15 protein-coding genes and 1 pseudogene are annotated in these 20,124 nt (G+C 76.3%); 7 read left to right on the top strand and 9 right to left on the bottom strand.

Annotation, left to right across the window (positions count from 1 at the left end; genetic code table 11):
- Window positions 1–387: 387 nt before the first annotated feature.
- The gene (locus ACFWUQ_RS26720; RefSeq protein ID WP_384542913.1) at window positions 388–1,005 is read left to right on the top strand and encodes a TOPRIM nucleotidyl transferase/hydrolase domain-containing protein; all 618 of its coding nucleotides are present in this window, start codon (window positions 388–390) and stop codon (window positions 1,003–1,005) included.
- 57 nt (window positions 1,006–1,062) lie between these two features.
- Here the strand turns inward: ACFWUQ_RS26720 and ACFWUQ_RS26715 are convergent, their stop codons facing one another.
- Both ACFWUQ_RS26715 and ACFWUQ_RS26710 read right to left on the bottom strand, forming a co-directional pair.
- Window positions 1,063–1,455 carry a VOC family protein gene (locus ACFWUQ_RS26715; protein WP_384542919.1) on the bottom strand — a complete coding sequence of 131 codons (393 nt, stop codon included), beginning with the start codon at window positions 1,453–1,455 and terminating at the stop codon, window positions 1,063–1,065.
- A gap of 36 nt (window positions 1,456–1,491) precedes the next feature.
- Window positions 1,492–1,764: pseudogene (locus ACFWUQ_RS26710) on the bottom strand (ArsR/SmtB family transcription factor); the annotation flags it as partial.
- Window positions 1,765–2,638: 874 nt separating this feature from the next.
- Between ACFWUQ_RS26710 and ACFWUQ_RS26705 the strand changes: the two are divergent.
- From ACFWUQ_RS26705 to ACFWUQ_RS26690, 4 genes are all read left to right on the top strand, one after another.
- Entirely contained in the window at window positions 2,639–2,869 is a 231-nt protein-coding gene (locus ACFWUQ_RS26705) for a response regulator transcription factor (protein WP_384542910.1), read from the top strand.
- 211 nt (window positions 2,870–3,080) lie between these two features.
- A complete protein-coding gene (locus ACFWUQ_RS26700) occupies window positions 3,081–4,961 on the top strand; it encodes a hypothetical protein (RefSeq protein WP_384542907.1) in 1,881 nt (626 codons plus the stop codon).
- A 269-nt stretch (window positions 4,962–5,230) separates the two neighbouring features.
- The gene (locus ACFWUQ_RS26695; protein ID WP_384542904.1) at window positions 5,231–7,357 is read left to right on the top strand and encodes a PIG-L family deacetylase; all 2,127 of its coding nucleotides are present in this window, start codon (window positions 5,231–5,233) and stop codon (window positions 7,355–7,357) included.
- 100 nt (window positions 7,358–7,457) lie between these two features.
- The gene (locus tag ACFWUQ_RS26690) at window positions 7,458–7,988 is read left to right on the top strand and encodes a hypothetical protein (protein WP_384542901.1); all 531 of its coding nucleotides are present in this window, start codon (window positions 7,458–7,460) and stop codon (window positions 7,986–7,988) included.
- 75 nt (window positions 7,989–8,063) lie between these two features.
- Here the strand turns inward: ACFWUQ_RS26690 and ACFWUQ_RS26685 are convergent, their stop codons facing one another.
- A complete protein-coding gene (locus ACFWUQ_RS26685) occupies window positions 8,064–9,665 on the bottom strand; it encodes a hypothetical protein (protein WP_384542898.1) in 1,602 nt (533 codons plus the stop codon).
- 278 nt (window positions 9,666–9,943) lie between these two features.
- Between ACFWUQ_RS26685 and ACFWUQ_RS26680 the strand changes: the two genes are divergently transcribed.
- Window positions 9,944–11,530 (top strand): hypothetical protein, encoded by a 1,587-nt coding sequence (locus tag ACFWUQ_RS26680; RefSeq protein WP_384542895.1) that lies wholly within the window; start codon window positions 9,944–9,946, stop codon window positions 11,528–11,530.
- Between the two features lie 89 nt (window positions 11,531–11,619).
- Here the strand turns inward: ACFWUQ_RS26680 and ACFWUQ_RS26675 are convergent, their stop codons facing one another.
- The 4 genes from ACFWUQ_RS26675 to ACFWUQ_RS26660 all read right to left on the bottom strand — a co-directional run bounded on the left by ACFWUQ_RS26675 (window position 11,620) and on the right by ACFWUQ_RS26660 (window position 15,422).
- Window positions 11,620–12,552, bottom strand: coding sequence for a 2-dehydropantoate 2-reductase (locus tag ACFWUQ_RS26675; RefSeq protein WP_384542892.1), 933 nt, complete (start codon window positions 12,550–12,552; stop codon window positions 11,620–11,622).
- Window positions 12,549–13,091, bottom strand: coding sequence for a winged helix-turn-helix transcriptional regulator (locus ACFWUQ_RS26670; protein ID WP_384542890.1), 543 nt, complete (start codon window positions 13,089–13,091; stop codon window positions 12,549–12,551). The genes ACFWUQ_RS26675 and ACFWUQ_RS26670 overlap by 4 nt, the downstream gene beginning before the upstream one ends.
- A 143-nt stretch (window positions 13,092–13,234) precedes the next feature.
- The gene (locus ACFWUQ_RS26665) at window positions 13,235–13,747 is read right to left on the bottom strand and encodes a hypothetical protein (protein ID WP_384542888.1); all 513 of its coding nucleotides are present in this window, start codon (window positions 13,745–13,747) and stop codon (window positions 13,235–13,237) included.
- 322 nt (window positions 13,748–14,069) lie between these two features.
- Window positions 14,070–15,422 (bottom strand): radical SAM protein, encoded by a 1,353-nt coding sequence (locus ACFWUQ_RS26660; RefSeq protein ID WP_384542916.1) that lies wholly within the window; start codon window positions 15,420–15,422, stop codon window positions 14,070–14,072.
- Window positions 15,423–15,944: 522 nt separating this feature from the next.
- On the opposite strand from ACFWUQ_RS26660, the gene ACFWUQ_RS26655 reads away from it, so the two are divergent.
- Window positions 15,945–18,095, top strand: coding sequence for a SpoIIE family protein phosphatase (locus tag ACFWUQ_RS26655; protein ID WP_384542886.1), 2,151 nt, complete (start codon window positions 15,945–15,947; stop codon window positions 18,093–18,095).
- Between the two features lie 269 nt (window positions 18,096–18,364).
- On the opposite strand, the gene ACFWUQ_RS26650 is transcribed toward ACFWUQ_RS26655, so the two are convergent.
- Together ACFWUQ_RS26650 and ACFWUQ_RS26645 are read right to left on the bottom strand one after the other, a co-directional pair.
- Window positions 18,365–18,955: a hypothetical protein gene (locus ACFWUQ_RS26650; RefSeq protein ID WP_384542883.1), complete on the bottom strand. Its 591-nt coding sequence runs from the start codon at window positions 18,953–18,955 to the stop codon at window positions 18,365–18,367.
- Between the two features lie 552 nt (window positions 18,956–19,507).
- Entirely contained in the window at window positions 19,508–19,681 is a 174-nt protein-coding gene (locus ACFWUQ_RS26645; protein WP_384542881.1) for a hypothetical protein, read from the bottom strand.
- Between the last annotated feature and the right edge of the window lie 443 nt (window positions 19,682–20,124).

The raw sequence follows: 20,124 nt of genomic DNA, 5'->3' as shown, positions 1-20,124 counted from the left end.
CGGCGACTCATCCAGTTCTACAGACGCCCCGACCCCCTGGCAACGAGCCCACGTACTAGGGCGCCTCGCAGCCGGGGCGCAACGGCCCCCCACCGCCCCGACCGGCGTTCCCGCAGGTCACCACCCCCACAAACGGGCACGAAAAGGACGTTCAGGGGCTACTAGCGAGAGTCGTATGTGACCTGGGTCCTGTGGGGCGGGTCACCGCCGGGACCCCCGAATGTCACCCTCCGCAGCCGTCCGTACCCCTTTGAGGGAAAGGGCTCGATGTCTGATTTGCCCAGGAATCGAAGGAATTGGATGGGGTGGGGGGCCGCCTTCCGCGGGCCGTGCCCGGGGGCGGATATCGGGGTGCGCCGGCGCGGGCGGGCACAGCAGACTCTCCGCATGGTCGACATGCGCGTATTCAGGGACGAGGTCGACGGCTGGGCGGGCGGCGGGCCCGGCGGGGCGGCCGGGGAGCTGGCGCGGCGCCTGGGGGTGCGTACGGCGGTCCTGCTGGAGGGGCTGAGCGACCTCGCGGCCGTCGAGGCGCTGGCCGGGGCGCGGGGCCGTGACCTGGCGGCCGAGGGGGTGTGCGTGGTGGCGATGGGCGGGGCGATGAACGTCGGCCGCTACGCGGGGCTCCTGGGGCCCTCGGGGCTGGGCCTGCGCCTGGTCGGCCTGTGCGACGAGCGCGAGGAGCCCTTCTTCGTCCGGGGCCTGGCCCCGGGGCGGGCCCCGGGGCGGCGGGTGTTCGTCTGCGCGGCGGACCTGGAGGAGGAGCTCATCCGCACGCTGGGCCCGGCGCGCGTGGAGGGGGTCATCGAGGCCGAGGACGAGCTGCGCGCCTGGCGCACCTTCACGCGCCAGCCCGCCCAGCGCGGCCGCACCCGCGAGCAGATGCTGCGGCGCTTCCTCGGCACGAGGAAGGGCCGCAAGATCCGCTACGGCCGCCTCCTGGCCGAAGCCCTCGGCCCTGACCGGGCGCCCGCCCCGCTGGAGGACCTCCTCGCCTGCCTGTGACACCCGCCGGCCGGGGGGGGGCAGGCGGGCGCGGGCACGGGGGCGGGGGGCGGGCGGCTACTGGGGCTGGGTGGCGATCTGGATCAGGTTGCCGCAGGTGTCGTCGAGGACGGCGGTGGTGACGGCGCCCATCTCCAGGGGCTCCTGGACGAAGCGGACCCCGAGGGCGCGCAGGCGCTCGTACTCCGCCCGCACGTCCTGGACGGCGAACTGGGCGAGGGGGATGCCGTCCTCGACGAGCGCGTCGCGGTAGGTCTTGGCGGCCGGGTGGGCGGCGGGCTCCAGGAGGAGTTCGGTGCCGCGGGGATCTTCCGGCGAGACGACGGTCAGCCAGCGGTCCTTCTCCCCCAGCGGGACGTCGTACTTCTTCACGAAGCCGAGGATCTCGGTGTAGAAGCGCAGGGCCTCGGCCTGGTCGTCGACGAAGACGCTGGTCAGGTGGATCCTCATGGGGTGCTCTCCTGCGGTGCGGGGGTGCGGGGGGGTGTCGGGTACGGGCCAGCGCTCGGCGATCTGCCGCAGCGGGGCGGTGTTCAGGTCGTGGAACTTGTAGCGGCCCTCGCGCCGGGTCTCCACCAACCCGGCGCTCTCCAGTACGGCGAGGTGCTGGGAGACCGCCTGGCGGGAGAGGGCGAGGCGGTGCCTCATGCTCAGGCGCGAGCAGATCTCGAACAGTGTCTGCCCGGACCGCTGCGCCAGCTCGTCGAGGATGGTGCGGCGGGTGGGGTCGGCCAGGGCTTTGAAGAGGTCGTCGGCCACGACCCCAGCATAGGCAAGCGTTCACTTGCCTATCAAGCGGGGGCGTCGTCGCCGCCGACCACCGGTGACGCCGCCGGTGGCGCGCGCCGGCGGCTGCCGTCGGGTCCGCTGCCCGGGGGCGGCGGTCCGAGCGTCGCCGCCGGGGGTGTGCCGGGTCGCCGCGCCCGGCGGCCGGGGGAAGAGGCCGCGGGCGCGGGCGCCCGGGTGCCGTGCGGATCCCGGACGGCAGTCGCGTGGTGCCGGCGGGACCCCGCGTCACGCCCGGGGGCGCGGTGCGGGGGCCTCGGCGGAGTCCCGTCCGGTCCTCGGTCCCGGAACCCCGCTGTCCACGCGTGTGACCCTCGCGCGTACGCGTAAACGCCGCCGCGGGCGGATTCTTGAAGAACCGTCAGCGGCGCGGCGCGCGTTCGGGGCGCGGCGGGGGCGGGCGCGGGGGCGGGGGTCTCAGGTGCGGGGGGGGCGGCGCGGCGTGGGCCGGGGCTCGTCAGGCACGGACGCGGCGGCGCGGTGCGGGCCGGGGGCGGGGGCGCGGCGGCGCGCGGGCCGGGGGCAGGGACGGACGCGGCGGCGCGGTACGGCCCGGGGGCCGGGGCGGGGGGCGAGTCCGGGCGGGGCGGGTGTGGGGTGCGGCCGCGGTGCGGCGGGGCGGGGGCGGGGGTGGTGTGTCCGGTGGGGTGGGGTCCTTTCCCCCGGGGGTGTCGTCCCACGCGTGGGGGGGTGGGTCCTGTCACACGGCTGTGACAGTCGCCGGACCTGGCCATGACGTCCCGAGGCCAGTCTTTTTATACAGACCAAACGGGACATTCAGTACATGCTCCTCTGCTTCCGACGACGTGAGCAGCGATGACCGAGCCGATCCGGCGGAGGAAATCCCATGAGCCTCACACTCGCCACGCCGCACGTCGAAGCCCCCGCGGCCGCTCTGGCCCCGCGTGAGCAGGAGGCCCTGCGGCACATCGCCGCCGGCCGCACCTACCTGCAGACGGCGCGGAACATGGGACTGTCCAAGCACACCGTCGACGCCTACCTGCGCCGTATCCGGGCCAAGCTGGACGTGCACAGCACCGCCGAGCTGACCCGGCTGGCCATCTCCCTGGGTCTGTGACCCCGCGCCGGGCGGGCTCCCGTGCCTGCGCCCTTGTTCCTCTTTGGAGTTGATCGGCCCTCCGCCGCGGTACCCGGCGGCCTCGGCGGGGCAGGGCTGTCCCGGCGGCCGGGCCGGCCCCGCCGGTGGTCGGGTCCTCGGTCCGGGCGCGGTCCGGTGCTGAGAAGGTGCAGAGGTTCAAGGGAGAACGCCGTTGCTCACACGGTGCGCTGTGCTCGCGATGGCCGTGGTGGCGGCGGCCCTGCCCGGTACGGGCGCCGCGCGTCCCGGGGAGGGGGGTGAGGGGGTCGGGCGGGTGCAGTTGCGGCACGAGGCGGCGCTGTTCGGTCTCAGGGCGGAGAACAACGCCGCGGCCCAGGAGTTCAGTGTGCCGCAGGGGCGGCTCGCGCGGGTCGGCCTGTACGTGAGCGGCGGTGCGACGGGCGGCCGGGTGAGTGTGCAGGTGCGCCGTGTGCTGGGGGACGCGGGCTCGGTGGTGGCGTCGGGCGCGGTGGACCTGGCGCGGATCGGGGGCGCCGGTGCGGGGTGGCTGGAGGTGCCGGTGGAGGCGGATCTGGCGCCGGGGGCCACCTACTACCTGTTCGCGCAGGCCACGGGTACCGACGGGGCGTTCGCCTGGCACGGTACCCGCGAGGCGGTGGCGGGCGGCGCGGTGAGCTGGAACTACGACGCGGCGTACTGGGGCGGCTGGCACGCCGAGGCGCGGGCGCGGCTCGCGTTCGTGGTCAATCCCTCGGCGCAGGAGCGGTGCGGGGAGTTGGAGGCCTGCTACACGGCTTCGGAGCGGGTGTTCGGCAAGAGCGGGGGGCTGCTGTCCAACGGGACGGTGACGGAGGCGGTGGATCCGATCACCGCGGCGAGTGCCTCCTACGTGCCGGGCAGCAACGTGCTGCGGCTGCCGTCGGGGCGGTGGCGGTACCTGCCGGCGGGCGGTGCGAGGTCGGTGGTCGTGGAGGCCGGTGATCCGGGGGCGGCGGCGCAGGTCGAGGCGGCCCGGCGGTGGCTGGCGGCGGGGCGGGTGCCGGGGGCGGCGCGGGGGGCGCGCCGGGAGGGGGCCGAGCGGGCTTTGCTGTCGATGCGGGCGCTGCTGCAGCCGAACGGGGCGTTCGCCGCGGCCTGGTATCCGTTCTGGGACTTCTCCTGGCCGCGTGACGGGGCGTTCGCCGCGGCCGCGTTCGCGCACAGCGGGTACGACGAGGAGGCGTACCGGATCCTGCGGTTCGACGCGGCGACGCAGCGCGGGGACGGTACGTGGGAGGCCCGCAGCCGTCTGGACGGCTCCGGTCCGCCCGATGCCCGGACCTGGCAGCTGGATGCGAACGGGTGGGTTCCGTGGGGGGTGTGGCAGTGGTACCGGGCGGCGGCCGGGCGCCCAGACCGCGGGGAGCGGCTGCGGGCGCTGTACCCGATGGTGGCCCGGGCGGCCGATCACGCCGCCGGGTCGCTGGACGCGCGCGGGCTGCCGCCGGCCTCCCCCGACTACTGGGAGCTGCCCACCTCCACGGTGAACATCGGTACGGCGGCGCCTTTGCTGGCCGGGTTGAACGCCGCGGCCGATCTGGCCGGTGAGCTGGGGCGCGGTGAGGACGCGGCGCGGTGGGCGGCGGGTGCCCGGCGGTTGTCGGCGGGTATCGCCGCGCATTTCGCGCCGGGCGGCTATCCGCGCACGGCCGACGGGCTGCACGGCCGTGACAGCGCGGTGGCGTTCATGGCTCCCCCGTTCAACACCGCTCCCGCCGGGCTGGGCCGGGCTCTGGAGGACACCTACGCGGCGCTGCTGCGGCCCAACGGCGGGCTGGTGCCGGGTGATGATCCCGGCACGCGGTGGGGGGACATCACCTGGACGGCCAGTACGTCCTTCTTCGCGCTGGCCTGGGCCGGTACGGGTGAGCGGGAGAAGGCGGCGGCGGTGGTGGACTGGGTCCTGGCCAAGCGCAATCCGCTCGGTGAGCTTCCGGAGACCGTCGACGCGCAGGGCCGGCCCGCGGCGGTCGTCCCGCTGGGCTGGACCGACGCCCTGGTGGTGCTGGCCCTGCAGCAGCTGGGCGGGACGCCGCTGCCCACCCCGCCCGGGCCCGCCGGCGCGTCCTGAGCGCCGCGGGCCGTCGCGGCCGGCGGCCGGGGCCGCCACGGGCCCCATGGGCCGACACGGGCCGACCCCCAAGACGTACGAAAAGGAACAAGTCGACTATATGGCGCATTGAACCTGATTAACGGTCATATGCCTCTTGAGGGTGTGTCAGTCGCGAACGGGCGGGGCATACTCGGGGCCGGCCGTCTCCGGAAGTGGTGGAGCCATCGGGACACCGGCCCACCTCCTCGCGGGATTCCGCACCGGATTCGACCCTCAAGGCGTTGCAGATGTACCTGGCCAGCCGCACCCGCCTCGCGGCCCTGTTCGCCGCGCTCGCCGTCGGCGCCGGCGGGGTGACGGCCTGGGCCCACGGGGGGCGGGGCGCGCCGGAGCCGGCCGCGGCCGAAGCGGCCGTGCGTGCGAGTGTGACCGAGGGCACGGTGGTGCAGGTCGTGGCGCACCCCGACGACGACCTGTTCTTCATGAACCCCGACCTGAGCCGCTCCATAGCCGGCGGCGCCCGGGTCGCCACCGTCTACCTGACCTCCGGCGAGTCCGACGGCCGCAACGAGGCCCACAGCCCGCACCTGACGGACCCGGTGGGGCCCGCCGACCACGGGGCCTACGCCGAGGCCCGGCAGAACGGCATACGGGCCGCCTACGCGCAGATGGCCACCGGGGACCGGGCCAGCGCCTGGAAGCGCGGGTCGGTGCCCACGGTCGGCGGCGGGAGCGCCGAGGTGGACGTCCTGGTCGCCCGGCCCGAGGTCAACCTGGTGTGGATGCAGTTGCGCGAGGCCCGCAGCATCTCCGGCGACAACCCGGACAGCCTGCGCGGGCTGTGGGACGGCAGGGTCGAGGCCCTGGGCGCCCAGCTGGCCTCCCGGACGCCGGTCGCCTCCTGGTTCTCGTACACCAGGGAGCAGGCGGTGCAGGCCATCGCGGAGGTCTTCGCCCGGTACCGGCCGACCGCGATACGCACCCAGGACCCCACTCCCGGCCGGACGCGGGACGGCAAGGCGTTCCTGGACCACCAGGACCACATCTACGGGGCCCGCTTCGTGCAGGCGGCGGCCGAGCGCTACGCGCGGTCCGCGGACCGGCCGCACTTCTCGGTCCAGAACTACGTGAGCTACCCCAACAGCTCCCTGCCGCCCGTGCTCGACGCGCGGGCGGCCGAGGAGAAGCTCGGCTACCTCAAGACCTACGCCTGGAGCGACCACCAGGACTGGTGCGGCAGCCCCGCCGGCTGCGGCGACCGCAAGACCGCGACCCGGCCCGCGGGCGCCGGCTGGAGCCGGACCATCCGCTACAGCCGCGGCGAGGGCACCTCCTGGATGGCCGAGGGCGTCGCGGGCCGGCTGTGGGCCTTCGCCGTCCTGGACGGGCGGATGGCGTACTGGTCGCGCGGCGGACCCCGCGCCGCCTGGCAGGGGCCCCGCCTGCTGCCCGGGGGCGGACTCGACCCGGGCGCGACGGCCGCCCGCCTGCCCGACGGCAGGATCGCGGTGTTCGCCACCCGCACCACCCTGGGCGCCGCGCCGACGGAGTACGGGCGCCACCTCGTGTACGCCGTCCAGGCCGCGCCCGACGGCGCGTTCGGCCCGTGGCAGCCCCTGGACACCCCCGACACAGGGGACATATCCGGCACTTCGGCGATCAGTGGGCCGTCGGTCGCCGTGGACCGGGCGGGCCGGATGACGGTGTACGTACGTGATTCCGGGCGCACCCTGCGCGCCCGCGCGCAGGCGGTCCCCGGCGGCGCCTTCGGCCGGTGGCAGGCGCTGGGCGGCAGTGCCCTGCAGGGCGACCCGGTCGCCGCGACCGACGCGGCGGGCCGCGTCCACCTCTACGCGGCCACGGCCACGACCGTGCTGGCCTGGACCCAGGCGGCGCCCGGCGCCCCGCTGCGCGGCCCCTCGGCGACCGGGCTGCCGGCGACCACCGGCCCGCTCTCGGCGAGCGCGCGGGAGGACGGCGTACGCCTGTACTTCCGCCGGCCCGGCAGCGGCACCATCGTCACGACCCTGGCCACCGCGGGCGGGGACGCGCCGGTGTTCTCCCCGCTCACCGAGGCCGGCGGGCAGGGCGGCTACGGCGCCGTCGGCGCTGCGGGCCCCCTGCTGGCGGGCCGCGCCGGCACGGGCGCGGTCGCCGTGGCGCGCTCCGGCGGCGAGGCCGCCTGGCACGAGTCCCGGATGCTCTACACGGGCGCACCGGCCGCGGTGGCCGCACCGGACGGCACGGCCCTCGCCGCGACCCTCGGCCTGGACGCCGCCCTGCACATCACCACGGCCCCCGCGGGCGGTTCCGGGCCGCTGGGCACCCTCCCGCCCTCCTCCCCGTGGCACCGGGCGGTGCCCTCCACCGCGCTCGCGCAGGCCGGACGCGCGGCCCCCGGGTGGCAGCGCTGAGCGGTGCGGGCGAGGATGGCGCGCACCACGCCGGGGCACGGCCCGGCCCCTGGCCCGTCCGAGAGCCGGCCCGCGCGGGTCGGCGGCGATCGGGGTGCCCATGACCGCTTGCTCCCCTTACCCCTCTTGCTCCCCTTGCTCCCCTTGCTCCCGGGCGGGTGGGCGCCGCGGCGCGCGGGCAGGCGCGATACGCGCCGCGGCCTGCGCCGCCCTGCTCGCGGCCTCGGTCGCCGGCTGCCGCGACGACCCCGCGCCGGCCTTCGGCTACCCGCAGCTCCACGCGCGCCTGGGGTCGCTGTCCCGGGCCCTGGACGAGGGCTGCGCGGGGGTGCCCGCCGGCTGCGCCGAGGGCCTGGAGCGGCTCGGCGCCCTGGCGGAGCGGGCCTTCGCCCAGGCCTTGGACCACGAGCTCCTCGACGAGGGCTGCCTGGCGGCCCGCGAGGAGGTGCGGCGGGCCCGCGGCGTGCGGCGGGCGGCCGCGGAGCCGGCCCGGGCCGCCCCGCGCGATGCGCGCCCCGCGGACCTGGAGCGGGCGGTGGCGGCCGAACGGCTCGCCCACCGGCGCCTGCTGGCCGCGCTGGAACGGGTCCGCACCGCACCCCCGCCCGGTGAGGGCACACAACCCGTGTGACCCCTCCCCCACACCCCGTCCGCCGGCCCGCCGGCACCCCGCATCACGGCGTACCGGCGGCAGGGTGTTCCGGTGTCAGGGCGGGGGTGGGGCGGGCAGGGGGGTGCCGTCGAGTGCCACGAGGGTCAGGACGGTGATCGACCCCGTCCAGGCCAGCGGGGCCACCGAGGAGGGCCGGCCCTCCTGGTCGACCTTCTCCGGCAGCTCGCCGAGCGGGTTCCTCTTGGACAGGACCCAGTCCAGGACGGGTTCCGCCCTCTGCGCGCGGCCCGTCGCGGCCCAGGCGAGCGCGAAGAACGCCGTACTGGGCGTCCAGGCGTTCGTACCCCAGGGCGCGGCGGGGTCGTTCCCGGGGGTCAGGCCCCCGTTGGGCAGGAGCAGCGCCCGCCAGGTGCTCTCCAGGGCCGGGGGCAGGTCGGCGGGGGCGGTGTTGAAGGGGGGCGCCATGAACGCCACCGCGCTGTCGCGGCCGTGGTGGCCCTCGGCGGTGCGCGGGTAGCCCCGGGGGGCGAAGTGTCGGGAGATGGCGGTGGAGAGGCGGCGCGCGGCGCGGGTCCAGCGGGCCGCGTCGCGGGGGCGGTCGCTGTGCCGGGCGAGGTCGGCGGCGGCGTTGAGGCCGGCGAGCAGGGGCGCGGCGGTGCCGATGTTCGCGGTGGCCGTCCCCAGTTCCCAGTAGTCGGGGGAGGCCGGGGGCAGGCCGTCGGCGCGCAGGGAGGCGGCCGTGCGGTCGGCGGCCTTGCGGATCATCGGGTAGAGGGCGGCCAGGTGGGCGGCGCGGGTGGGGCGGGGGGCGGTGCGGTACCAGTGCCAGGTGGCCCAGGGGACCCAGCCGTTGGCGTCGAGCTGCCACGGCCTGGTGTCGGGCGGGCCGGATCCGTCGAGTCTCGTGCGGGCCTGCCAGGTGCCGTCCGGGCGCTGGGTCGCGGCGCTGTGGCGCAGGATCCGGTAGGCCTCGGCGTCGTGGCCGGTGTACGCGAACGCGGCGCAGGCGAAGCTGGAGTCGCGCGGCCAGGAGTACTTCCAGCCCTCGCTCCAGCCGGCCGCCAGGGCGCCGTTGGGGCGGAGCAGGGCGCGCATGGACAGCAGGGCCCGCTCGGCGGCGGCGCTCTGGGCGGGCGAGCGGCCCGGGACGCGGCCCGAGGCCAGCCAGGCGCGGCTCAGCTCGATCTGCCGGGCGGCGCCGCGATGGCCGGGGGCGACCCGGGCCGGGGCGTCCCGGCCGGCCGGCAGGTACATCCAGTCGCCGGACGCCAGGCGCAGGACGTTGCTGCCCTCGACGTAGCCGGCGCCCCGGGCGAGGGCCGGGGGTACGCCCGCGGTGGAGGTGGTGTTGGACAGGAGTCCGGCGGTGGGGGCGGGTACGGACAGGAACGCGGAGCCGGCGTCAGGGTCGGGCTCGCCGGGGCCGCGGGGGCCGGCGGGCCGCAGCGGCGGGGCGTCGCGGGCGGGGCTGCGAGCGGCGAGGCGGCCGGCGACATAGCCGGCGAAGTGGCCGGCGGGCCGGTCGGCGAAGCCTGCGGGGCGGTCGGCGAAGCCTGCGGGGCGGTCGGCGGGCGCATGTGCGGAAGGGTCGGCGGGAAGGCCTGCGAGGCGGCCGGGGGCGGGGGCCGGGGGGACGGCGACGCATGCCAGGGCTGTCGCGAGCAGGGCCCAGCGGGTGAGCCGCAGACGGGGCATCGCCACTTCCCTCCGCCGGGCCCGCAAAGGCGCGGCCCCGGTTTCCCATCCTGGAAGAGGCGGGCGCGCCCCGCCACAAGGTGCCCGCCGCCCGGGTGAGGAGGGCGTGGCGGCGGGGCGGGTGGGGCCGTTACGCGTGCCGGCCCACCCGGGATGCCGGGGGCGGCGGGCCGTGCACACGATGAGGGCTCGCGGGCCCGCGGGTCGCCGCGGTCGGCGGGGCGCCTGGCACCGGCCGCCCGCGGCGGCCGGGCCCCCTGCTGCGAAGGGGTGGCGACGTGAGCACTGCCGAGGGCGAGGAGGCGCGCGGCGAGGGAGGCGGGCGCGCGGGGGCGCGGGGGGCGGCCTCGCGGGGTGGCGGGCGCGGGCGCTCCTTCCTGGGGAGGTTCCTGCCGTCGGCGGGGGTGGCGCTCGTCGCGGCGGCCGGGGCTTTGATCGGTGTGGGGTGCTTCCTCGGTCTCTACCTGCGGCCCACCTCCGACGACTGGTGCGCGGCGTGGAAGGCCCGCGACCTGGGGGTCTGGGGTATCACCTCCGATTTCTACCTGACCCAGAACGGCCGGGTCGCCAACGCCTTCCTGAGCGGTGTCGTCTACGGGCAGGGGCCGGTCGGGACCAAAATCCTGCCGACGGTCATCGTGGTGTTCTTCACCGCCGCGCTGGTGCTGCTGGGCCGTCACTTCGTCCGGTTCCTGGGCGGCCGGCCCCCGCTGCTGGTCCTGACCGCGTGCGCGCTGGTCCTCCAGGCGCTGCTCTACTTCGCGGGCACCCGCAGCTACCAGGTGCTGCTGTGGGCGCCCGCGACGATCTCCCACACCCTTCCGAGCGTGATCGGCCTGTGGGCGCTGCTGCTGGCCGTGGCGACCGTCGGGGACGCCCGTCCCGCCGTCCGTCGGGCCGGTTTCGCCGGCGCGTTCGTGATCGGCTGCGCTCTGGGCACGTTGAGTGAGCCGTTCGCGCTCGTCAGCGGGCTGCTGGCCGTCGCGGTCGCGCTGGTGTGCCTGCCCCGCTGGGGGCTGGCACCCACCTGGCGTCCGTTCACCTGGTGCCTGCTGTGGTGTGCGGGGCTGCTGTGCGGCCTGGTCGTGCTGTACACCTCTCCCGGCGCGCGGTGGCGGCGCGGGCAGCAGCCGGCCAAGGAGTCCATGCTCTCCGCGGCCGAGCTCAGGGGCACCTACCAGGGCTGGCTGCACCTGTGGGACTCCGTCACCGGCCAGTGGGCCTACCTCGGGGCCGCGGCAGCCGGTGTCCTGCTGGGTTTGGCATGCGCGCTGGGGCGGCGGGCGGCGGGCGGGCGGGCGCCGCGGCGGACGGTGCCGCGCCCGGCGCTGGCGGCCCTGCTGCTGCTCCCGGTGCCCGTGGTGGTGCTGGGCTCGTTCGCGGTGGTGGCGGGTCTGCGCAGCGGCTACGGGCCGAGCGGATGGACGTACGCCCGGACCTGGACGAGTTTCCTGGTACCGATGGAGCTGGCGCTGTGCGGGTACGGGGCGCTGCTGGGGGCGTGGGGCGGGCGGCGGCTGACGGGGCGGCGGGCCGGCGGGCCGCTCCGGGCGGCCGGTCCGGTGGCGGCCGGCGCGGTGGCGGCCGGCGCGGTGGCGGCCGGCTGCCTGGCGCTGATGGCGGTGGCGGCGCTCGTCCCCGCCGTGCGGCAGCTCACCACGCACACGGTCACCCGGGCGGTGGCCTTCGACGCCCAGGACTCCCGTATCCGGGCCGAGGCGGCGCGCGGCGCCGTCGATGTGGGCTACCGGCCGCTGTACATCGGTGCGCTGGCCGAGCCGTTCTTCACGGGGAGCTACGAGCGGGACTGGGTCGCGGCGTGCGTGTCGAAGTGGTACGGCGTGGAGCGGATCCACCGGCCCTGAACACGACGGCCCTGAACACGACGGTCCGGAGGGCGGCGGCCCTGAACGCGGCGGGCCTGAACGCGGCGGTCCGGGGCCGGCGGGGCCGCTCAGGCGGTGGCGGGGCGGGTGAGGCGGCGCTGGTGGACGCGGAGTTGGAGGGTGGCGAGGTCCAGGAGGGGGGTGGGGACGGACAGGGCGCGGGCGCGGTCGGTCAAATCGCCCAGGACGTGCTCGACCTCGGTGGGTGCTCCGGCGCTCAGGTCGCGGTAGAGGGAGGGGGTCAGGGGGGAGCCGGGGGTGGTCAGGACGCGGGTGGTCGCGGCGTGTTCGGTGTCGGGCAGGGGGTGTCCGGCGGCGGCGGAGACGGCGGCGGCCTCGGCGAGGACCGCGGGGCCCAGGGCCGGGCCGCCGGGTACGGCGTTGAACTCGCCGACGGCGCCGCGGGCCAGGCAGGTCGCGGCGGCCAGGCTCGCGATGAACACCCACTTGTGCCACATGGCGGCGATCACGTCGGGGACGGGCGGGGAGTCGATGCCGGCGGCGGTCAGCGCGGCGCGGATCTCCCCGGTCCGCGGGGAGGGCCGCCCGTCGCGTTCGCCGAGGGCGAGTTCGGCGGGCGGCGCCATCCGTACGATGTCGCCGTGCTCGTCCAGGGTGGTGACGACCCTGGCGACTCCGCCCAGGACGGCGTCGCCGCCGAAGCGGGCGGTGAGGTGGTCGAGGTGGGCCAGGCCGTTGAGGAGCGGGACGATCGCCGTGCCGGGGCCGACGGCCGGGGCCAGGTCGGCGGTGGCCTCCCGCAGGGCGGTGGACTTCACCGACAGCAGGACCAGGTCGTAGGGGGAGCTCAGGGTGTCGGCGGTGACCAGTCGGGGGGTGAGGTGCAGGTCCTCCCCCATGCCGCGTACCCGCAGTCCCCGCTCGCGCAGGGCGGCGGCCCGGGCGGGGCGCACCAAAAAGGTGAGGTCCGCTCCGGTGTGGGCCAGGCGGGCGCCGAAGTAGCCGCCGGCGGCGCCGGCTCCGACGGTCAGGATCCTCATGCGGGGGTGCCTTTCGTCAGGTGCAGCGGCCGCAGGAGCCGGTGCGGTCGGTGGAGGGCGGCGGTGACCGGGTCGTCGCCGTCGGCGGGCGGCGGCAGGCCGGGGCCGGGGGTGATCAGGAGGTCGGCGGCCTCGACGGGCCGCCCGCAGGCGGTGCAGCGGCCGTCGCCGGCGACGGGGGCGTCGTCGGCGGCGTGACGGAAGATCCGGCGGACCCCGCCGGGGGCGGGGTGGTGGTCCTCGCCCCAGGCGGACAGGGCGCGGACGGCGGGCCACAGCGCGATGCCGCGGGGGGTGAGTTCGTAGTGCGGGCGGGGGCCGTGGGCCGGTACGCGGGTGAGGACTCCGGCCGCGGTCAGGGAGGCGAGGCGGTCGCTCAGGACGGCGCGGGGGGTGCCCAGGTGGGCGGCGAAGTCCTTGAAGCGGCGGACGCCGAGGAACGCGTCGCGGACGATCAGCAGGGTCCAGCGCTCGCCGACGACTTCCATGGCGCGCGAGAGCGCGCAGGCCTGGCTCGGGTAGTCGCGGGGCAGGGTCACCGGCCCACCCTAACCGTCCGGTTCGGTCACCGAACCGTTTTTCCGGAATCCGGCCCCGCCCCGCCGGGGTGCGGGGGCGGCCTGTGAGGGGTGGAGGTGTGAGGGCGGGCGTGCGGGGGCGGGCGTGCGGGGGCGGGGGCGGGTCAGGGCAGGGCTTCGGCCACGGCGTCGGTGAGCATCATCCACAGGGGCTGGGCGCCGGTGCCGAAGGCCGAGGCCAGGACGTAGCCGATCGCGGCGTCCGCCGGGCGGATGTCGGGGCCGTCCTTCCACACGGCGCCCGGGCGCTCGTCGCCGTCGCAGGAGAAGTCGCCGAGGTGGACGCCCCCGCGGGTGAGGCGGCTGGTGGTGAGGGAGTCGGGGACCAGGCGGTAGCGGGCCCCGTCACAGGTCGCCTCCACCCGGTAGGAGCGCCTGCTCAGGCGGCCCTTGGCGGGGCGCAGGTCGGTGGGGCGGCCGTCGACGAGCAGGGTGAGGAGGGCCGGGTCGCGGGTGCCGATGGCGATGGCCGGGTCGGCCGGCGGGCCGGTCCGGCGCCGCAGGGTCGCCGGGGGGATCGCCCCGCCCTGGACGTCGATGCGGTCCTGGCCCTGGCGGCGGACGGTGATCGCACCGAAGAGGGTGTCCAGGACGGGGGCGCCGGCGGTGTCGTTCACGGGTGGGTCCGCTTCGCTCGGTGGTCGGGGCGGGGGCGGTGGTCTCGGCGTACAGCACAGGCTCGAAGATCATCCGCTGGCATTGTGCACCACCGCCCCGCCCCGCCGGGACGCTGGTGCAGGCCGGCGAGGGCGCCGCGGGACCGCGGCCTGCCGGGGACGGCGTTACCGCCCTCGCGCACGCCGTGCACATCCCCGTCAGCGACGCCGTGCACATCCCCGTCAGCGGCGCCGTGCACATCCCCGTGAGCGGCGCCGTGCACATCCCCGTGAGCGGCGGGGCCGGGCGGGGCACGGCGGGCCGGGAAGGGCCGGCGGCGGGTCAGGCGGTGGCCGCGGCGGTCTCCTCCAGGCCTTCCATACCTTCCAGGCTGTCCATGAACGAGCTGACGGAGAACACCGCGCGGCCGGGACCGGCCGGGCCGTAGCCGGGCGGGGAGCTGAGGCCGTGCTCCTGAAGCGTCGCCCGGTAGGCCTCAAGGAGGCGGATGTGGTACTCCAGGGGCGCGCCCAGCGGGTTGGCCCGGCCCAGCGGGGTCGTCGGTTCCGGGCACCAGGTGGTGAAGCGCGGCACGATGCCGTGGGACATGAAGAACCGCAGGCCCTCGGTGGTGGAGGCGATGGCCTCGCCGACGTCGGTGAAGCCGGACGGGCGGGCCATCTCGATGCCGGCCACGAAGTTGGGGATGACGTTGCGGGAGCCGAACACCTCGGCGGAGTCCAGGATCCTGCGGTGCCACTCGTCGCGGCCCACGTAGCGTTCCTTGCCGGGGCAGTGGAGTTGGAACAGGCGCCGGTCCCACACCTCGAAGTTGGGGTGGTAGATGCGGATGCCGTGGTCGTGGAAGCGCTGCACGTCGGCGCGGGGCAGGGCCTGGGCGACGACCTTGCCGGTCCAGCGGCCGGGGAAGCGCTCCTCGATGGCCTTCGCGTAGTGGCCGTAGAAGTCGGCCTCGTCGCGGCCGGCGACCCGGGAGGTGATCGAGCCGCCGGTGAGGGTGTAGGCGCGGGAGGCGCCCGCGGTGTCGTAGCGGTCGATGATCTCCAGGGCCTCCAGTACCTCCTCGACCGGCTTGACGCCGGTGTAGGGGCGGCCGGCGGCCTTGTGCTGGCGCCAGTTGTGGTTGATGTCGCAGAACTGGCACTCCTCCTTGGCGCCGAAGTACTGGCAGACCCGGAAGACGGTCAGGTAGATGAGGTAGCCCCACTGGATGGTCGGGGCGACCTCCATCACCGACTTCCCGTTGGACAGGGTGTGCCGGTAGTACTCGGGCATCGGCGGCAGGCCGACGTCGGCGATCCGCACACCGTCCAGGTGGAGGCCGAGCGTGCCGTCCTCGCCGCCGCGCACCACGTACGGGGAGTCGGGGTTGACCCGTACCGAGACCACGGTGCGGCGCAGGTCGTAGGGGCCGCCGGTGAGGACGATCTCCTCGGGGGGCCGGTTGAGGGCGGCGGCGCCGAGTTCGGGCAGGGTGCGGTGGTCGAAGGAGAAGATGAAGTACGACTTCGGCTTGACGTCGGTGCCGGTGCCGTCGGCGGTGCCGCTGAGCGCGGACTCCTCGAAGGCCATGCCGCCGCGCAGGAGGTCCTCCTTGATGACGGCTTCCCGGGGCACCTGCGGGAAGCGCTCCATCAGGTCCTCGACCAGTGCGGTACGGCGGACGGTGTCCATGGGCTGCTCCATCCCTGGCTCCTGTCGGGGCGTCCAGCAGCCTAACGCGCCGGCCTCGGGCGGGGCCGGGCGGCCTCGGGCGGGGGCCCGGCGGGGTGCGGGAGCGGTGCGGACGCCGGTGCAGCAGTGGCCGTGCCTCCCCCACGACCCGGCGGCGCCGCCGGCGGGGCGGGAACAGGGGCAGGGGCGGCGTTTTCTCGTCGAGGCGGCCGGCTGAGGGGCGGCCGGGGCGGGGCCGGGGGGCGGTGCGGGCCGGGCCGGGCGACGATGAGGGGGTGGAGGAAGCCCAGGTGCCACCCGCGGGGGTGTGGCCGCGGGAGCCGAGCACGGTGCCCGCCCGCCGGGCGCCGGGCGCCGGGGTGCGCGGCGGCCGGAGGCCCCGGCCTGCTGGAAGCCGTACCCGTACCGGGAGCCGCATCCGTACCGAGACGCGTACCTGTACTGGGAGCCGTATCCGTATCCGTACCGGGAGCCGTATCCGTACCGGGAGCCGTATCCGTACCGGGAGCCGTATCGGGACCTGTGTCCGTCCCGGTGGGGGTTGTGGTGGGGCGGGGGGCGGGTGGGAGGGGCGGGTGCGTGATGGGTGAGGGGTTTCCGATTCAGGAGCTGGTCAGTGGCGCCGCGCAGGACGCCGGCGGGTGGCTGGGGGCGCTGCCGGTGGCGTTGGTGGCCACCAGCGGCGAGGGGACGATCGTGCGGTGGAACCGCGGGGCGCAGGAGCTGCTGGGGTACGCGCCGCGGCAGGTGCTGGGGCGGCACATCTCCGATCTGCTGCATCCGGGGGCGGACCGGAGTCTGGGGCGGTCCTTGTGGGAGACGGCCGCCACCGGGCGCGGGGTGATGGGTACGGTCACCGCCTGGCATCGGGACGGGCATCCGCTGGAGCTGGAGATCTGGGCGTGTCCGGTGCCCGATCGGCGGCGGGGGGCCTCGGCGGTGCTGGTGTTCGCGGCGGACGCGCACGCGGCGCGGCGGATCCGGGGGTCCTCGGCGGTGTGGGACGGGTTGTTCGCGCGTTCGCCGGTGGGGATCGCCGTGCTCGATACGCAGTTGCGGTTCCTGCAGGTCAATGCGGCGTTGGAGGCGATGAACGGGCTGACGGAGTCGGCGCATGTGGGGCGGCGGCTGGCGGAGGTGCTGCCGGAGGTGAACGCGGGCGAGATGGAGGAGGCGATGCGGCGGGTCCTGCACAGCGGTGAGCCGGTCCTGGACCGGCGCCGTACGGGCCGTACGCCCGCGGATCCGGAGCACGACCGGGTGTGGTCGTGCTCGTACGTGCGGGTGGAGGACCCGGGGGGCCGGCCGATCGGGGTGATCGCCTCGCTGCTGGACATCACCGAGCAGCAGCGCGACCACAGCGACGCGGAGGCGGGGCGGCGCCGGCTCGCGCTGCTCAGTGAGGCCAGCTCGCGGATCGGGGCGAGTTTCGATCTGGAGCGCACGGCGCAGGAGTTGGCGGATCTGGCCGTGCCGCATCTGGCGGACGCCGTCACCGTCGATGTCCTGGACACGTTGGCGCGGGGGGACGAGCCGGGGGCGGGACTGTCGGGGGGCGTGGGGTTGCGGCGGCTGGGGAAGGCGCCGTTGACCGGTTCGGCCGTCACCCGGGTGCTGGCTCCGCTGGGGCGGACCCTGTCCTTCCCCGCCGCCGCCCCGTACACGCAGGCGTTGGCGTCGCGGCAGCCGTATCTGATCGCGCGGTTGGACGAGCAGGTGGTGGCGCCGGCCGCCCGGCACTCCCCCAAGCCGGCGCAGCTGGTGGAGACGGGTGTGCACTCGTTCATGATGATTCCGCTGGTGGCGCGGGAGGTGGTGTTGGGTGTCGCGACGTTCTTCCGGACCCGTGCGGTGGGCCCCTACGGGTCCGAGGACGTGACGTTGGCCGGTGAGCTGGCGGCCCGGGCGGCGATCAGTATCGACAACGCGCGGCTGTACCACCACGAGCACGAGACGGCGGTGGTGCTGCAGCGCAGCATGCTGCCCCAGCATGTGACGCCGCCGCCGGGGATCGAGATCGCGCACCGCTATCTGCCGGCCAGTGACGTCAACGAGGTGGGGGGCGACTGGTACGACGTGCTGCCGCTGACGGGCGGGCGGGCGGCGCTGCTGATCGGGGACGTGATGGGGCACGGCATCGCGGCGGCCGCGGTGATGGGGCGGTTGTCGGCGACGGTGCGGGCGCTGGCGCGTTTGGACATGACGCCGGCGGCGCTGCTGCGTCAGCTGGAGGCGACGCTCGCCGATCTGGCGGAGCCGATGCTGGCGACGTTCTTGTACGTGGTGTGCGATCCGGTGACGGGGCGGTGCTCGGTGACGCGGGCCGGGCATCCGCCGCCGGTGGTGGCGGCGCCGGACGGGCGCGTGCGGCTGGTCACGACGCCGCCGGGGGTGCCGTTGGGGGTGGGTGGGATCACGTTCACCACGACGGAGTTCACGGTGGTGCCGGGGAGTGTGCTGGTGCTGTACACCGATGGGTTGATCGAGGCGCGCAGTCGGGACATCGACGAGCGGTTGGCGGAGCTCACGGCGTTGCTGACCGAGCCGCAGCAGCCGCTGGACCATTTGTGCGACTCGTTGATCACGCATCTGGTGCCGGCGTCGGCCGATGACGACATCGCGCTGCTGGCGGCTCGGGTGGGGACGGGCACCGTTCCCCCGCCGGAGCGGTAGCGGGAACACCGGGCCCCTCCGGGGCGGTGGGGGGTGCCGTTCCCCTCCGGGGTGGTGGGGTGGGTCGGGGTCGGTGGCAGGTGGCGGTCAGCGGCGGGGACCCGCGGGGAGGGGCGGTGAGCGGCGGGGACCGGCGGTGAGGGGCTGAGCAGCGGTGAGCGGCTGAGGGGCGGTGAGGGGCTGAGGGGCGGTGAGGGGCTGAGGGGCGGTCAGGGGCTGAGGGGCGGTCAGGGGCGGTGAACGGCTGAGGGGCGGGATCAGGTTGGGGGTCAGGTTGGGGGGTGGGGTGGGCGGCGGCTGTTGAGGGCGATGACCGTGCTGAGGAGGAGGAGGGCCGCGGCCCACAGGCCCGCCCGCCAGGGCGTCGTGGTGCCGGCCACGGCGGGGGCCACCTTGCGCGCGGGGTCGTAGGCCACCTGGATCCGGTGGCCGGCCGCGGCGTGGGGGCGGTCGTCCTTGAGTTCGGTGGGATAGCCGCCGGGGCAGCGCAGTTCGAGCCGGTAGACGGTCTTCGCCGGTGGGGCCGCGTCGCCCGGCGGGCTCTGCACGGTGGTGTGGAGCGTGGTGACGACGCAGGTGGCGGCCGCGGTGCGGGAGGCGGCCTGGTCGGCGGCCGCCACGGTCAGCAGCAGGGCGACGGCCAGGATCAGCGCCCCGAAGAAGCCGCCGCTGCCGCCGCCGGCGAGAACGGCGTACGCGGCGCAGGCCGCGGCGAGCAGGAGGATGCCGCCGGTCACCGCGACGGCGGTAGCCGGCCCGCTCGCGCCCAACGACCAGTGCGCCCACCCGTACACAGCCGCCGCCGCGGCCACGGGCACGGCCGCGGCCGGCCGCCACTCCCGTGATCGTCTCCGCGTCATGGACGCCACCCCCCGGTGGGGGACGCCCGGTGCCGCCCCACCGGTTGCCGCCCCACGCCGCCGGGCCGGGAGACGGCCGAGCGAGGCCCGGTGCCGCGTCGCGGCGGCGGGGGCGGCCGAAGCCGGGCCGGATGAGGGTCGCGGCGGGGCCGGGGGGCAGGCCGAGCGAGGCGAGCGGCCCGGGGGCGGAGCTGGGCCGGGTGAGGGTCGCGGCGGGGCCGGGGTGGGCAGGTTGAGCGAGGCGGGCCCGGCGTCGCGGCGGCGGGTGGCCGAGGCGGGCTGGGTGAGGGTCGCGGCGGGGCCGGGGGTGGGGGCGGCCGTGCAGGGCGGGGGGCGTCGGTGCCTGGGCGGGCGAGCGCCGGGACCCCGCAGGGGTGGGTGGGGTCAGGCCGAAGGGGTGGCCGGCCGGGGCGGTGAGGGTGCGCCAGGGGCGCCGCCCGGCTGCCGGCGGGGTGTGGGCAGCGCCCAGCTACGGCAGGTGCGTCTGCGCCTCCTCGACGGCCGGCTCCGCCCGCTCGGTCCGATCCGTGTGCCGCGCCCCGTCGGGCGGGGTCACTGGTCGTCCGAGGCGAGGATCAGGTCGGCGGCGTAGTGCGGACAGGTTTCGGCGTGCCAGGTGACCGACAGACGGCCCTGCGAGGCGCTCAGGGTTCGTACGGCTCCGTCGGCGGGAGTGGCTTTGCAGAAGGTACAGACGACGGTCTCGGACCTGATGAGATCAAACATGGTGGAGGTCCGTTCTCTCAGTGGCGTTCACCCGGACCCTCCAGATCTATCAAATCCGGGCGCTCCGGGCCCCCGTACTCACCAGTACACCACCGGAGCGGCCCGGTTTTCTTTTCGTGGCCGAGATCCGGCACGGCGCGTCGCGCCGCGCGGGGCGTCCGGCGGACTCGCGGAGCCCTGCGCCGGGCGCCGTGCGGCGGGCACTTTCGGTCCGCCGGCGGGACGGTCCAAGTCGCCTGCGGGGCGGCCCGGTCGAGGGGCCGGGCGTCGGCAGGTGCGTGCACGGGGCGCCGCCCGGGGACAGGGGCCGGGCAGCGGCCGCCGGGGCCGCTCCGCGTCCGGCCCGGGCGGGCCCGCCCGGGCCGGCGCCCCCCGCGGGCCGGTGGAGTGGCGCCTGTCGCTGATTCACATCAGTCGCTGCCGGCGAGATTTGTGGTGTAGTT

This window comes from Streptomyces sp. NPDC058662 (assembly GCF_042716255.1).
Classification (GTDB): domain Bacteria; phylum Actinomycetota; class Actinomycetes; order Streptomycetales; family Streptomycetaceae; genus Streptomyces.
Note: the sequence above shows the minus strand (reverse complement) of the source record. Positions and strands in the feature narration are given on the sequence as shown.